The following is a 14,547-nucleotide window of genomic DNA, read 5'->3' as shown; positions in this document are numbered from 1 at the left end:
GTGCCCGCCGGTTCTAGGCCAGTTCTAACCGCACTCCCAGCAACCGGACGGGCCGATCCAGCTCGAATAGGTCAAGAACGTGCCGGGCGGCAGCGGTGATGACGTCGGGATCGGTGCTGGGAGCTTGCAGCTTTCGGATCTTGGTGCGGGTGTAGAACGTCGCCGTGCGCACGGTGACCGCGACTCGGGTGACGGTTCGCGACGAAGCCACCACCTCGTTGAGTGTTCGCTGCGCCAATTCCGTCACGGCCGATTCCATTTCGGATCGGCAGGTGAGGTCTCGTGGAAAGGTGACGGCGTGGCTGCGCGAGCGTGGAACCCAAGCTTGGGCACTGACTTCGGTATCGCCTCCGCCTTTGGCCAGCAGCAGCCACAGCGCGGTTCGCGGACCGAACGTGGACATCAATAGCCCGGAATCGGTGTGTGCAAGTTGGTAAACGGTGTTGATCCCAAGCTTTGCCAGCCTTTTCGTAGTCTTGGGCCCCACACCCCACAGTGCTTCGACGGTACGGTCACCCATGATGGCCATCCAGTTGGCATCGGTGAGCTGATAGATGCCAGCTGGTTTCGCCAACCCGGTAGCGATCTTGGCGCGCTGCTTGTTGTCACTGATACCTATCGAGCAAGACAGCCCGGTTTGCGACAAGATGACTTTTCGGATCTCTTCGGCGACTTCGATGGGGTCGTCGGGAGTCCCGGGCGCCACCGCGAGGTAAGCCTCGTCCCAGCCCCATACCTCGACCGGGTATCCCAGGTCGCGCAATAACGCCACCACCTCCTCGGACGCCGCGTTGTAGGCGGCTGGGTTCGACGGCAAGAAGGTGGCCTCAGGGCATCGTCGGGCGGCGGTCCGCAACGGCATGCCGGCGCGCACACCGTAGGCGCGGGCCTCATACGACGCACAGGTGACGACCTTTCGCGGTTCGGTCGGATCACCGTTGCCGCCGACGATGACCGGCAAACCTGCCAGTTCGGGGTGGCGGAGCAGTTCGACCGACGCCAAAAACTGGTCGAGGTCTACGTGCAGGATCCATCGCGGTGCTGCTGTCGGCATAGTGATCGATCATCGTCCGCACAGTTTTCGCGCCAGGCTCTCCCATGCGTCGCCCAGGGTTTGCAGGGTATGGCCGCCGGCGTTGAGTTGGTGCTCGACATAGTCGACGTCGAGCAGCGCTAGCAGGGCATCGGTCTGGGCATCCAGGTCGCCGGTGGTCGGCGCCGAGGCCAGCAGTACCCGCAAATGGGTGCGCAGTACCGATAGCGCCGCGCTGTGGCGGGTTTGTGGATCCCGGTTGGCTTCCGACAGCAGCTGGTGATGGGCATGGACGAAGCGCATTCGCTCCCGACCGAATGCGATCAGGCGGTCCAGCGGCGGAGCATCCGGGCCCAGCGGTGGCGGGCCGAACAGGAAGGCCTGCTGACTGGCTCGCTCGTCTTCATCGAGCAACACCATCATCAGGCCGGCACGGCTGCCGAAGCGGCGAAACAAGGTGCCTTTGCCGACGCCAGCGGCCGCGGCAACGTCGTCCATGGTGATTGCGTCCGCACCGCTTCGGGCGATCAGGCGGCGCGCCGCCTCCAACAGGAGTGCACGATTGCGTGCCGCGTCGCCCCGCTCTGGTACGGGCTCTTGCCTCGCGAACACAGGCAAGTCACCCAACCGCTCGGCGCCGCTCACCTTTGCACTGTAACGCGATCGGAATAAATCGGACCATGGTCCGGTTGGCTCGTGCAAGGACGTGGACCAACAAGCGGAAAGGAACGTAGCAGTGTCAGATACCAAGTCCGACATCAAAATCTTGGCCTTAGTGGGAAGCCTGCGCGCGGCGTCGTTCAACCGCCAGATCGCCGAGCTGGCTGCCAAGGTCGCTCCGGACGGCGTCACCGTCACCATGTTCGAGGGGCTGGGGGACCTGCCGTTCTACAACGAAGACATCGACACAGCGACGGAGGTGCCGGCGCCGGTGAGCGCGTTGCGGGAGGCCGCGTCTGACGCGCACGCTGCCTTGGTGGTCACGCCGGAATACAACGGCAGCATTCCGGCCGTGATCAAGAACGCGATCGACTGGCTGTCCAGGCCATTCGGCGATGGCGCGTTGAAGGACAAGCCGTTGGCCGTGATCGGCGGCTCCATGGGCCGCTACGGCGGGGTATGGGCGCACGACGAGACTCGCAAGTCGTTCAGCATCGCTGGCACGCGGGTGGTCGATGCGATCAAACTGTCGGTGCCGTTCCAAACTCTGGGCAAGTCGGTCGCGGACGACGCCGGGCTGGCGGCGAATGTGCGCGACGCCGTCGGCAACTTGGCCGCTGAGGTCGGCTGATCCCTGGGCCGAGGCGGGTCAGCCAATAGCGGCTCCATCGGCTTTGCTGGTAGCGGTTCGGCGGGAAGCTAGCGGCGACGTTGTCGGTGGCCGGTGATATATCGGGTCAGACGGGTATGGCGGCGGCTGAGGTGATCTGCGACACGCCGCCGCGGTGCTCGAGCCAGGCTTACGACCAGGGAATTTCGAAAATGTTATTCAGAACATCTTGTATCTCTTCTCCGTGCCACCCCCTAGGTGTAGTGTTTTCGAGTACCGGCAGATCCCAGGTTCACCAGGTCTCACCAGATCCACGGGGCGCGATGAACTTCCCGGCATCGGCATCGCCAGGTCGACGGACGTGGTCGCGCTATGACGGGAATCTGGAGCCTTGTCGGGCCGCTCAACATATCGAAGATGCACTACTTGAGTCGTTGCCAGATCCTGTCAGATTCCCGATTTCCGCAAAGGAGCGGTACGCCCATGACCGTGACCGTTTACACTAAGCCCGCGTGCGTACAGTGCAGTGCCACCTCCAAGGCGCTGGACAAGCAGGGCATCGCCTACCAGAAGGTTGATATCAGCCTGGATTCCGAAGCGCGGGACTACGTGATGGCGCTGGGTTACCTACAAGCACCCGTCGTGGTCGCCGGAAACGACCACTGGTCGGGTTTCCGCCCCGATCGCATCAAGGCGCTCGCCGGGGCAGCGCTGACCGCCTAGCGCGGCAGACATAGATAAGGAAGATTGCGGTGCCATGGATATCGCGGGGCGCAGCCTGGTCTATTTCTCCAGCGTGTCGGAGAACACCCACCGCTTTGTGCAGAAACTGGGTATTCCCGCCACGCGGATACCGCTGCATGGCCGGATCGAGGTCGACGAGCCGTACGTGCTGATACTGCCCACCTACGGTGGCGGCCGGGCCAACCCGGGTCTCGATGCCGGCGGATACGTCCCCAAACAGGTCATTGCCTTCTTGAACAACGACCACAATCGAGCGCAGCTGCGCGGGGTCATCGCTGCCGGCAATACCAACTTCGGTGCCGAGTTCTGCTACGCCGGCGACGTCGTCTCCCGAAAATGTAGCGTTCCCTACCTATACCGCTTCGAACTGATGGGCACCGAGGACGACGTCGCCGCCGTCCGCACCGGTCTCGCTGAATTCTGGAAGGAACAGACGTGCCACCAACCGTCATTGCAGAGCCTGTAGCCTCCGGCGCGCACGCCTCTTACTCTGGGGGGCCGGGCGAAACGGACTATCACGCGCTGAACGCGATGCTGAACCTGTACGACGCGGACGGCAAGATCCAGTTCGACAAGGATCGGGAAGCAGCCCACCAGTACTTTTTGCAGCATGTCAATCAGAACACGGTCTTCTTCCATAATCAGGACGAGAAGCTCGACTACCTGATCCGCGAGAATTACTACGAGCGTGAGGTTCTCGACCAGTACTCGCGCAACTTCGTCAAGACGCTGCTAGACCGCGCCTACGCCAAAAAGTTCCGGTTTCCGACGTTTTTGGGTGCGTTCAAGTACTACACCTCCTACACGCTGAAAACCTTTGACGGGAAGCGCTATCTGGAGCGCTTCGAGGACCGCGTGGTCATGGTGGCGCTAACGTTGGCCGCCGGCGATACCGCACTTGCCGAGCTGCTGGTCGACGAGATCATCGACGGCCGCTTCCAGCCCGCCACACCGACGTTTTTGAATTCTGGCAAGAAGCAGCGCGGGGAGCCCGTGAGCTGTTTTTTGCTTCGCGTCGAAGACAACATGGAGTCGATCGGACGGTCGATCAACTCCGCGCTGCAGCTATCCAAGCGTGGCGGGGGAGTGGCGTTGCTGCTGACCAACATTCGCGAGCACGGCGCGCCGATCAAGAACATCGAGAACCAGTCCTCGGGCGTCATCCCCATCATGAAGTTGCTGGAGGATGCGTTCTCCTACGCCAACCAGCTGGGCGCTCGTCAAGGTGCCGGCGCGGTGTACCTGCACGCCCATCACCCCGACATCTACCGATTCCTGGACACCAAGCGTGAGAACGCCGACGAGAAGATCCGGATCAAGACGCTGAGTCTGGGGGTGGTGATCCCCGACATCACCTTCGAGTTGGCCAAGCGCAACGATGACATGTACCTGTTCTCGCCCTACGATGTCGAGCGGGTCTACGGTGTGCCGTTCGCTGACATCTCGGTCACCGAGAAGTACTACGAAATGGTCGATGACGCGCGCATCCGCAAGACCAAGATCAAGGCACGGGAGTTCTTCCAGACGCTGGCCGAGCTGCAGTTCGAGTCCGGCTACCCCTATATCATGTTCGAAGACACCGTCAATCGCGCTAATCCAATTGATGGCAAGATCACGCACAGCAACCTGTGCTCGGAGATCCTGCAAGTGTCTACGCCGTCATTGTTCAACGAGGACTTGTCGTATGCCAAAGTGGGCAAAGACATTTCGTGCAACCTGGGGTCGCTGAACATCGCCAAGACGATGGACTCGCCGGACTTCGCGCAGACGATCGAGGTGGCGATCCGCGCGTTGACCGCGGTGAGCGACCAAACCCATATCAAGTCGGTGCCCTCAATCGAGCAGGGCAACAACGACTCCCACGCGATCGGGCTAGGACAGATGAACCTGCACGGCTACCTGGCCCGGGAACGCATCTTCTACGGATCCGACGAAGGCATCGACTTCACCAACATCTACTTCTATACGGTGCTGTATCACGCGTTGCGGGCATCCAACCGCATCGCGATCGAACGCGGCACGCACTTCAAGGGTTTCGAGCGGTCCAAGTACGCGTCCGGGGAATTCTTCGACAAGTACACCGACCAGATTTGGGAGCCGAAGACCCAGAAGGTACGCCAGCTGTTCGCCGACGCCGGCATCCGCATCCCAACGCAGGACGACTGGCGTCGGCTCAAGGAGTCGGTGCAAGCGCACGGCATCTACAACCAGAACCTGCAGGCGGTGCCGCCGACCGGGTCGATTTCCTACATCAACCATTCGACGTCGTCGATTCACCCGATCGTGTCGAAGGTCGAGATCCGCAAGGAAGGCAAGATCGGGCGGGTCTACTACCCGGCGCCGTATATGACCAACGACAACCTGGAGTACTACGAAGACGCCTACGAGATCGGTTACGAGAAGATCATCGACACCTACGCGGCGGCCACCCAGCATGTGGATCAAGGGCTTTCGCTGACGTTGTTCTTCAAAGACACCGCCACCACCCGCGACGTGAACAAGGCGCAGATTTACGCCTGGCGCAAGGGGATCAAGACGCTGTACTACATCCGGCTGCGGCAGATGGCGTTGGAGGGCACCGAGGTCGAGGGTTGCGTGTCCTGCATGCTGTAGCACCGGCGCGCCAGAGTGAAAGTGGCGACGGCTTCGCGGCGTGTCGCGTCGTGAACCTCACATTCAACCAAGCCTGGCGTGGCCAGTCTGCCCAGGTCAGCGCTTGCAACGCGGTAAGGTGCTTGATGTGGTCAGAATCCCCCGACCCCACCCCAGTGCAAAGCCGGGGGTGAAAGTCGACGCCCGCAGTGAACGGTGGCGTGAGCACCGCAAGAAGGTGCGCAACGAAATCGTCGACGCGGCGTTCCGCGCTATCGACCGGCTGGGCCCCGAGCTGAGTGTGCGCCAAATCGCCGAAGAGGCCGGCACCGCCAAGCCCAAGATCTATCGGCATTTCACCGACAAGTCCGATTTGCTCGAGGCTATCGGGATGCGACTGCGTGACATGCTGTGGGCGGCGATCTTCCCGTCGCTCGACTTAGCCACCGACTCTGCCCGCGAAGTTATCCGGCGCAGCGTCGAGGAGTACGTCAACCTCGTCGACCAGCACCCCAACGTGCTGCGGGTGTTCATTCAGGGCCGCTCGGCAAAGCAGTCCGAGGCGACGGTACGCACCCTCAACGAAGGCCGGGAGATCACGCTGGCCATGGCCGAGATGTTCAACAACGAGCTGCGCGAGATGGAGCTGAATCGAGCCGCGCTCGAACTCGCCGCATTCGCGGCGTTCGGATCGGCCGCATCGGCAACCGAGTGGTGGTTGGGCCCCGAACCCGACAGCCCGCGCCGCATGCCGCGTGAGCAGTTCGTGGCGCATCTGACCACCATCATGATGGGCGTGATCGTCGGCACCGCCGAAGCGCTGGGCATCGCGGTCGACCCTGACCAACCGATCCACGACGCGGTACCCAACAATCCCGCCGTGCGTTGAGCGCGGCGGCCGTTGACATCGCTGCGGCAATCAACAACACTCGTCATATCCGATACCCTGGGTACTGGGTATTTGCGCCGGCGAGGGTGACTGAAGCGCCAAACTCGCCGCTGAACAGGAAGACCGATCCATTGTGAGCATTGCCGATACGGCTGCCAAGCCGTCCACGCCAAGCCCGGCCAACCAGCCGCCGGTACGTACCCGCGCCGTCATCATCGGAACCGGATTCTCCGGTTTGGGCATGGCCATCGCACTGCAAAAGCAAGGAGTGGACTTCGTCATATTGGAGAAAGCCGACGACGTCGGCGGCACCTGGCGCGACAACACCTACCCCGGCTGCGCGTGCGACATCCCGTCGCACCTGTACTCCTTCTCGTTCGAGCCCAAGGCGGACTGGAAACACCTGTTTTCCTACTGGGACGAAATCTTGGGCTACCTCAAAGGGGTCACCGACAAGTACGGCCTGCGCCGCTACATCGAGTTCAATTCGCTCGTCGATCGCGGCTACTGGGACGACGACGAATGCCGCTGGCACGTGTTCACCGCCGACGGGCGTGAATACGTCGCGCAGTTCCTGATCTCCGGGGCCGGTGCGTTGCACATCCCGTCCTTCCCCGAGATCGCAGGTCGCGACGAATTCGCCGGCCCCGCTTTCCATTCCGCCCAGTGGGACCACAGTATCGACCTGACCGGCAAGCGGGTGGCGATCGTCGGGACCGGTGCCAGCGCGATCCAGATCGTGCCCGAGATCGTCGGCCAGGTCGCCGAACTTCAGCTCTATCAGCGCACCCCGCCGTGGGTGGTCCCGCGCACCAACGAAGAGCTGCCGGTGTCGCTGCGCCGGGCGTTGCGAACCGTCCCCGGGCTACGGGCACTGTTGCGCCTCGGCATCTACTGGGCCCAGGAGGCGCTGGCCTACGGCATGACCAAGCGGCCCAACACGTTGAAGATCATCGAGGCCTATGCCAAATACAATATTCGTCGATCGGTGAAGGATCGCGAGCTGCGGCGCAAGCTGACGCCGCGGTATCGCATCGGCTGCAAACGGATCCTGAACTCCTCTACCTATTACCCCGCGGTGGCGGACCCGAAGACCGAACTGATCACCGACCGCATCGACCGGATCACGCACGACGGGATCGTCACCGCCGACGGCACTGGCCGTGAGGTCTTCCGGGAAGCCGATGTGATCGTGTACGCCACCGGCTTCCACGTCACCGACTCCTATACCTATGTGCAGATCAAGGGGCGTCACGGCGAGGACCTGGTCGACCGCTGGAACCGTGAGGGCATCGGTGCACACCGCGGGATCACCGTCGCCAACATGCCCAACCTGTTCTTCCTGCTGGGGCCGAACACTGGGCTGGGACACAACTCCGTGGTGTTCATGATCGAATCGCAGATCCATTACGTGGCCGATGCGATCGCGAAATGCGACCGGATGGGCGTGCAAGCGCTGGCCCCCACCCGCGAGGCGCAAGACCGGTTCAACCAGGAGCTGCAGCGCAGGCTGGCTGGGTCGGTGTGGAACAGTGGCGGCTGCCGCAGCTGGTATCTCGACGAGCACGGCAAGAACACCGTGCTCTGGTGCGGCTACACCTGGCAATACTGGCTGACCACCCGCTCGGTCAACCCCGCCGAGTACCGGTTCTTCGGGATCGGCAACGGTTTGTCGAGCGACCGCGCGACGGTCGCTGCGGCGAACTAGCCGGCGAAACAGGCGAGCGGATTCGCGACACGCAAACACAACTTCTTGTGTTGCAGTACCTTGTCGGACCCCAGGGGTAGTGTTTGAGGCCTAGCAAGGCAGCTTGTTGTCCTGGTGAAGTGGGGTTCTGGTGACTGGAAACGCAAAGCTAATTGATCGAGTCTCAGCGATCAACTGGAACCGACTGCAAGATGAGAAGGACGCCGAGGTCTGGGATCGGCTGACCGGAAACTTCTGGCTGCCCGAGAAGGTGCCGGTGTCCAATGACATCCCGTCGTGGGGCACCCTGACCGCCGGCGAGAAGCAACTAACCATGCGGGTCTTCACCGGCCTGACCATGCTGGACACCATCCAGGGCACCGTTGGTGCGGTCAGCCTGATTCCCGACGCGCTGACTCCGCATGAGGAGGCGGTGTTGACCAACATCGCGTTTATGGAGTCGGTGCACGCCAAGAGCTACAGCCAGATCTTCTCCACGCTGTGTTCCACCGCCGAGATCGACGACGCCTTCCGCTGGTCGGAGGAAAATCGCAATCTGCAGCGCAAGGCCGAGATCGTGCTGCAGTACTACCGCGGCGACGAGCCGCTCAAGCGCAAGGTGGCCTCCACCCTGCTGGAGAGCTTCCTGTTCTACTCTGGGTTCTACCTGCCGATGTACTGGTCGAGTCGGGCCAAGTTGACCAACACCGCCGACATGATCCGGCTGATCATCCGCGACGAGGCCGTGCACGGTTACTACATCGGCTATAAGTTCCAGCGTGGTCTGGCGTTGGTTGACGACGTCACGCGCGCCGAGCTCAAGGACTACACCTACGAGCTACTGTTCGAGCTCTACGACAACGAGGTGGAATACACCCAGGACCTCTACGACGAGGTCGGGCTAACCGAGGACGTCAAGAAGTTCTTGCGCTACAACGCCAACAAGGCGCTGATGAACCTCGGCTATGAGGCGCTGTTCCCCCGCGATGAGACCGACGTGAACCCGGCCATCCTGTCGGCGCTGTCACCCAACGCCGACGAGAACCATGACTTCTTCTCCGGATCCGGGTCGAGCTATGTGATCGGCAAGGCGGTCGTCACCGAGGACGATGACTGGGACTTCTAGAGTCGCGGGAAAATGGGCCATTGTTCGGCCGGACTCCGAGGCCAGCAAACACTGACCTGATGCGGTAACTAGCTACTACGTCGAGTTGATCTTTGACATGGGCGGACCGTTCGATGCGGACGCGGAGGCGCATTTCGACGAGGTTGCCGAGGCATTCGCCAAGCTCACCAATGTGGACCGCGACGTCGGCGTAGACCTGGAGAAGGAGCTGTGCATGACGGTGGAGGCCGATGACCGCTCGGACGCGCTCGTCACAAGGCGTTTGTTGCCGCGCGTACCGCGGTGCATACCGCTGGCGGCGCGACTGGCACCTGGGACAATTGGCTGCCCAAGCTTCTGGAATCCGATAGCTACCGGTGGAGCGTCACGCCAAGCTCTTTGACCCGCGGCGACTGGCCGGCCTGACACCGTCGACGTCCGCTGCCCGGGGCCGGTCATTTCTCACGAGGGCACTCCAGCGCGTGACAGCGCAACGCCAGATGGCCTTGCCCCGCAGCGCGCGAGCCAGCTTGCCAAACGCCACCTAATCGAGCGGGGTGAAAAATCGAGCGGGGTGAAAACCCAGTTCGTCGTTGCCGTCCCGCTAGACGACGCTGCAGAATGTCACGGGCTCATGGGTCCATGGGCTCGCGATCGTGGTGAACGCCTCGTGAATTGTCTGAATCGCGCCGCACCACACTGGCGCGAGTGATGTCGAAACCTTGAGACTGGTGGGGTGACGAAAACGTTCTCGCACCCGCATTTCTTCCGTTCGGTGCTGCGCTGGCTTCAGGTTGGCTACCCCGAGGGCGTCCCCGGGCCGGACCGGGTGGCGCTGCTGTCGCTATTGCGCAGCACCCCGCTGACCGAGGAGCAGATCGGGGAGGTGGTGCGCCACTTCACCGAGAACGGGTCGCCCGCCGTGGCGGACCGTGTGATCGACCGCGACGAGATCGCCGAGTTCATCTCCGAGGTGACCCATCACGACGCCGGACCGGAAAACATCCAACGGGTGGCAGGCATCCTGGCCGCCGCCGGATGGCCGCTGGCCGGCGTCGACGTCGGCGAGTCCGAATCCGGAAGTGATCGCGCACCGGCCTCACAGGGCTGAGATGTCGATGACGAAGCGGTAGCGCACGTCGCTGGCCAGCACGCGCTCGTAGGCGTCGTTGATGTAGTCCGGTTCAATCAGCTCGATTTCGGGTGTCACGCCGTGCTCGGCACAGAAATTGAGCATCTCCTGGGTCTCGGCGATCCCGCCGATGTTGGACCCGGCCAGGCTGCGTCGCATGAGCGCTAGCGCGAACGCCGGCACGGCCATGGGGTGCTCGGGGATACCCAGTTCCACGAGTGTGCCGTCGACGTCCAGCAGGTTCAGGTACTGGCCGAGGTCCAAATTAGCCGAGACGGTGTTCAGGATCAGGTCGAAGCCGCCGCGCAGCTTGCGGAAGGTGTCCGGGTCGGCGGTCGCGTAGTAGCTCTTGGCCCCCAAGCGCAGACCGTCCTCCATTTTCTTCAGCGATTGGGACAGCACCGTCACGTCGGCGCCCATCGCGGCGCCCAGCTTGACGCCCATGTGACCCAGTCCGCCTAGGCCGATGATCGCCACCCGCGTGTTCGCCCCGGTATTCCAGTGGCGCAGTGGCGAGTACAGCGTGATGCCCGCGCACAACAGCGGCGCCGCCACATCCAGGGGCAGCACGTCGGGTATGCGCAACACGTAGTTTTCGTCGACGACGATCGCTTCGCTGTAGCCGCCCTGGGTTGGCTGGCCGTCTTTGCCGATCGAGTTGTAGGTGAAGTTTGCGCCCGGCTTGCAGTACTGTTCGATGCCGCGCGTGCAACTGTTGCACTCGCGGCACGAGTCCACGAAACAGCCAACCCCAACGCGGTCGCCCTGCCGGTACTTGGTCACCTCCGAGCCCACGGCGGTCACCACGCCGGCGATCTCGTGGCCAGGGACCACAGGGTAATTCGGTTGGCCCCACTCGGCTTTGACGGTATGGATGTCCGAGTGACAGATTCCGGCGAACTTGATGTCGATCGCCACGTCGTGCGGGCCCGGGTCGCGACGGGTGATCGTGGTCTTGGTCAGGGGTTCGGTCGCCGACATGGCGGCGTAGGCGGCAACAGTGCTCATGGCAACCCTCTTCGTTTCTTTGATTAACTTTTTAGCTGTGGGTATCCCAAAGCCTAGCGCTGCGCCTCACTAGTTGATCGGCGCGTCGACCCAGCGCAGATCATCGACAATGCCGCGGGCAGCGACCATACCCTCGCCGGTCTGCCATACCTGGTCGTTGACGACGAAGACCCGGTTGTCACGGTTGGCGGACAGCTTGCGCCATGGGTCGCTATCCAGGATGACGGCCGCGCGTTCCGCGGCTGCTTCCGACGCGCACGACAGGTAGACGATATCGGCGTCGGCCGCCGAGAAGTCCGGTGATTTCGCCAGGTCGGCGGCCGTGGTGCCGATCTCGATGTAGGCCTTGTCGGTGAACCGTTGAGACGGCGGTCGGTCGACGCCGACCGCGCTCAGCACGCTGGCCGGGAAGTTGTTGGCGCCGTATACCCGCATGGTGTTGGCGGTCAGCTGCACGATCGACGCTTGGAAGTGGGTCGCGTCATGCTTGGTCCCGACCTGGGTGGCGTGTTCGGCGAACCCGGTGATCAGCGCGTCCACCGCGGCGATACGGGCCGTGGCGGCACCGACACCACGCAGGTTATTTTCCCAGTCCGCGCCCGGTGCCGCGGTAAACACCGTCGGGGCGATCGCCGCCAGCTGCGGATACAACTGCGGCGTCAAACCCTGCGAACCCAGGATCAGATCCGGGTGAGCCGCCGCAATGGCGCGCAGGTCGGGGGCGCTGCGAGTACCGACACCGGGCAGATCATGCACGGTCGTGCCCAGATAGGAAGGTTGACTTGAGGAGCTGTTCGGCAACGCGGCGGCGACGATCCGCGATTGCAGGCCCAGCGCGCACAGCGCGTCGAGCTGGTCACCGGAGAGCACCACGATGCGCTGCGCCTCCGCCGGCACCTGCACCATCTCCGGGCTGACTCCCGCCGCATTGTGCGCTGGTCGGGTCGGTGGCCCCGGATCGGCCGCGGCCGCCGCACGCGCGCACGACTCATCCGGCTTTCTGTCGTTTCCCAGCACCCCGGCGCCGGCGATCTGGGTGGTGGGCGTGATCATCGATTGTGACGCCTTATGGGCCGGTTGATCGGAGCCGCAACCACTGGACGCTGCGATCACGGCTGCCGCTACGGCGACAGCAACAGTGGATCGCATCCCGCCGGACAGCACGCGTTCGACGGTAGCACTCGGCCAGCCGTCGACCCCGATTCGCGCGGGCGGAAAGCGTTGGTCTGCAACGGCCCGCCGGCGGAGTCTGGCATTTACGACGGTTTGTAGGACCAGGCCTGCCGCCAGCCTGATCGAGGGCTAAGATGCCTCTCAATACTGGGTTTTGGCCCGGTCCGGGCTGGATGTTTGGAGGAGTGCGTTGACAGCCGAAGCGCCCCCGCTGGGAGAACTCGAAGCCATTCGTCCTTACCCGGCCCGCACCGGTCCCAAGGGGAGCCTGGTCTACAAGCTGATCACCACCACCGATCACAAGATGATCGGCATCATGTACTGCGTCGCGTGCATAAGCTTTTTCTTCATCGGTGGCCTGCTGGCGTTGTTGATGCGGACCGAGCTGGCCGCACCCGGTCTGCAGTTCTTGTCGAATGAGCAGTTCAACCAGTTGTTCACCATGCACGGCACGATCATGCTGCTGTTCTATGCCACGCCGATTGTGTTTGGTTTCGCCAACCTGGTGCTGCCGCTGCAGATCGGCGCACCCGACGTGGCCTTCCCCCGGCTGAACGCCTTTTCGTTCTGGCTGTTCGTATTTGGCGCCACCATCGGGGCAGCCGGCTTCATCACTCCGGGCGGGGCCGCGGACTTCGGGTGGACCGCCTACACGCCGCTGACCGACGCCATTCACTCGCCCGGCGCCGGGGGCGACCTGTGGATCATGGGTTTGATCGTTGCGGGTCTGGGCACCATCCTGGGCGCGGTCAACATGATCACCACCGTGGTGTGCATGCGCGCACCCGGGATGACGATGTTCCGGATGCCGATCTTCACCTGGAACATCATGGTGACGTCCATCCTGATATTGATTGCGTTCCCGCTGCTCACGGCGGCATTGTTCGGGCTGGCCGCCGACCGGCATCTGGGAGCTCACATCTATGACGCCGCCAATGGCGGAGTCCTGCTGTGGCAGCACCTGTTTTGGTTCTTCGGCCACCCCGAGGTCTACATCATCGCGCTGCCGTTTTTCGGGATCGTCTCGGAGATCTTCCCGGTGTTTTCCCGCAAGCCGATCTTCGGTTACACCACGCTGGTTTATGCGACGCTGTCGATCGCCGCGTTGTCGGTCGCGGTATGGGCGCACCACATGTTCGCGACCGGAGCCGTCCTGCTTCCCTTCTTCTCTTTCATGACGTATCTGATCGCGGTGCCGACCGGGATCAAGTTTTTCAACTGGATCGGCACCATGTGGAAGGGGCAATTGACCTTTGAAACCCCGATGTTGTTTTCGGTGGGCTTCATGGTCACCTTCTTGCTGGGCGGACTCACCGGTGTGCTGCTGGCCAGCCCGCCGCTGGACTTCCACGTCACCGATAGCTATTTCGTGGTTGCACACTTTCACTACGTGCTGTTCGGCACGATCGTGTTCGCCACCTTCGCCGGCATCTATTTCTGGTTCCCCAAGATGACCGGCCGGCTGCTCGACGAGCGGTTGGGCAAACTGCACTTCTGGTTGACGTTCATCGGTTTTCACACCACGTTCCTGGTGCAGCACTGGTTGGGCGACGAGGGTATGCCGCGTCGCTACGCCGACTACCTACCCACCGACGGCTTCCAGGGTCTCAACGTCGTCTCGACGATCGGGGCCTTCATCCTGGGTGCGTCGATGTTCCCGTTCGTGTGGAACGTCTTCAAGAGCTGGCGCTACGGCGAGGTGGTCACCGTCGACGACCCGTGGGGGTACGGGAATTCGCTGGAGTGGGCGACAAGTTGTCCGCCGCCGCGGCACAACTTCACCGAGCTGCCTCGCATCCGCTCCGAGCGTCCCGCGTTCGAACTGCACTACCCGCATATGGTGGAACGCCTTCGCGCCGAGGCCCACGTCGGGCGTCATCATGACGAGCCCGCCATGGTGACTTCGAGCTGATG

General features: G+C 62.7%; 14 protein-coding genes. 10 read left to right on the top strand and 4 right to left on the bottom strand.

What is annotated here, in order from left to right:
• Positions 1-13 precede the first annotated feature (13 nt).
• Together FF952_RS16120 and FF952_RS16115 are read right to left on the bottom strand one after the other, a co-directional pair.
• Positions 14-1,054 carry a DNA polymerase IV gene (locus FF952_RS16120; protein WP_003899898.1) on the bottom strand — a complete coding sequence of 347 codons (1,041 nt, stop codon included), beginning with the start codon at positions 1,052-1,054 and terminating at the stop codon, positions 14-16.
• A 9-nt stretch (positions 1,055-1,063) separates the two neighbouring features.
• A complete protein-coding gene (locus FF952_RS16115) occupies positions 1,064-1,678 on the bottom strand; it encodes a TetR/AcrR family transcriptional regulator (protein ID WP_003415984.1) in 615 nt (204 codons plus the stop codon).
• A 91-nt stretch (positions 1,679-1,769) separates the two neighbouring features.
• Here FF952_RS16115 and FF952_RS16110 point away from each other — a divergent pair, with 91 nt between their 5' ends.
• From FF952_RS16110 to FF952_RS16070, 9 genes are all read left to right on the top strand, one after another.
• Positions 1,770-2,324 (top strand): NAD(P)H-dependent oxidoreductase, encoded by a 555-nt coding sequence (locus tag FF952_RS16110; protein WP_003415983.1) that lies wholly within the window; start codon positions 1,770-1,772, stop codon positions 2,322-2,324.
• Between the two features lie 462 nt (positions 2,325-2,786).
• Positions 2,787-3,026, top strand: coding sequence for a redoxin NrdH (nrdH, locus tag FF952_RS16105; RefSeq protein WP_003415982.1), 240 nt, complete (start codon positions 2,787-2,789; stop codon positions 3,024-3,026).
• 34 nt (positions 3,027-3,060) lie between these two features.
• Positions 3,061-3,513, top strand: coding sequence for a class Ib ribonucleoside-diphosphate reductase assembly flavoprotein NrdI (gene nrdI / locus FF952_RS16100; RefSeq protein ID WP_003415981.1), 453 nt, complete (start codon positions 3,061-3,063; stop codon positions 3,511-3,513).
• Positions 3,483-5,660 (top strand): class 1b ribonucleoside-diphosphate reductase subunit alpha, encoded by a 2,178-nt coding sequence (gene nrdE, locus FF952_RS16095; RefSeq protein ID WP_003914457.1) that lies wholly within the window; start codon positions 3,483-3,485, stop codon positions 5,658-5,660. Before nrdI ends, nrdE begins: the two co-directional genes overlap by 31 nt.
• A gap of 127 nt (positions 5,661-5,787) precedes the next feature.
• Positions 5,788-6,528 (top strand): TetR/AcrR family transcriptional regulator, encoded by a 741-nt coding sequence (locus tag FF952_RS16090; protein ID WP_003415979.1) that lies wholly within the window; start codon positions 5,788-5,790, stop codon positions 6,526-6,528.
• 133 nt (positions 6,529-6,661) lie between these two features.
• On the top strand, positions 6,662-8,236 hold the full coding sequence (locus FF952_RS16085; protein WP_003899895.1) for a flavin-containing monooxygenase: 1,575 nt from the start codon (positions 6,662-6,664) through the stop codon (positions 8,234-8,236).
• A 130-nt stretch (positions 8,237-8,366) separates the two neighbouring features.
• On the top strand, positions 8,367-9,341 hold the full coding sequence (gene nrdF, locus FF952_RS16080; RefSeq protein ID WP_003415973.1) for a class 1b ribonucleoside-diphosphate reductase subunit beta: 975 nt from the start codon (positions 8,367-8,369) through the stop codon (positions 9,339-9,341).
• Between the two features lie 97 nt (positions 9,342-9,438).
• Complete coding sequence (locus FF952_RS16075; protein WP_003899894.1) at positions 9,439-9,723, top strand: hypothetical protein; 285 nt, start codon at positions 9,439-9,441, stop codon at positions 9,721-9,723.
• A gap of 333 nt (positions 9,724-10,056) precedes the next feature.
• Positions 10,057-10,431, top strand: coding sequence for a DUF3349 domain-containing protein (locus FF952_RS16070; protein ID WP_003415968.1), 375 nt, complete (start codon positions 10,057-10,059; stop codon positions 10,429-10,431).
• Here FF952_RS16070 and FF952_RS16065 read toward each other — a convergent pair.
• Together FF952_RS16065 and FF952_RS16060 are read right to left on the bottom strand one after the other, a co-directional pair.
• Positions 10,420-11,460 (bottom strand): NAD(P)-dependent alcohol dehydrogenase, encoded by a 1,041-nt coding sequence (locus tag FF952_RS16065; protein WP_003904154.1) that lies wholly within the window; start codon positions 11,458-11,460, stop codon positions 10,420-10,422. The genes FF952_RS16070 and FF952_RS16065 overlap by 12 nt on opposite strands.
• Positions 11,461-11,529: 69 nt before the next feature.
• On the bottom strand, positions 11,530-12,609 hold the full coding sequence (locus FF952_RS16060; RefSeq protein WP_003415959.1) for an iron-siderophore ABC transporter substrate-binding protein: 1,080 nt from the start codon (positions 12,607-12,609) through the stop codon (positions 11,530-11,532).
• 214 nt (positions 12,610-12,823) lie between these two features.
• On the opposite strand from FF952_RS16060, the gene ctaD reads away from it, so the two are divergent.
• The gene (gene ctaD / locus FF952_RS16055; protein WP_003415946.1) at positions 12,824-14,545 is read left to right on the top strand and encodes an aa3-type cytochrome oxidase subunit I; all 1,722 of its coding nucleotides are present in this window, start codon (positions 12,824-12,826) and stop codon (positions 14,543-14,545) included.
• Positions 14,546-14,547: the final 2 nt, after the last annotated feature.

The sequence above is a fragment of the Mycobacterium tuberculosis complex sp. N0072 genome (assembly GCF_030323725.1).
GTDB lineage: Bacteria > Actinomycetota > Actinomycetes > Mycobacteriales > Mycobacteriaceae > Mycobacterium > Mycobacterium tuberculosis.
This window is presented reverse-complemented; position numbering and strand designations above follow the sequence as displayed.

Coding starts and splice junctions, on each gene's coding strand:
- FF952_RS16075 (WP_003899894.1), top strand. CDS start 9,439: ATGGGCGGACCGTTCGATGCGGACGCGGAGGCGCATTTCGACGAGGTT.
- FF952_RS16120 (WP_003899898.1), bottom strand. CDS start 1,054: ATGCCGACAGCAGCACCGCGATGGATCCTGCACGTAGACCTCGACCAG.
- FF952_RS16060 (WP_003415959.1), bottom strand. CDS start 12,609: ATGCGATCCACTGTTGCTGTCGCCGTAGCGGCAGCCGTGATCGCAGCG.
- nrdH (WP_003415982.1), top strand. CDS start 2,787: ATGACCGTGACCGTTTACACTAAGCCCGCGTGCGTACAGTGCAGTGCC.
- nrdI (WP_003415981.1), top strand. CDS start 3,061: ATGGATATCGCGGGGCGCAGCCTGGTCTATTTCTCCAGCGTGTCGGAG.
- FF952_RS16065 (WP_003904154.1), bottom strand. CDS start 11,460: ATGAGCACTGTTGCCGCCTACGCCGCCATGTCGGCGACCGAACCCCTG.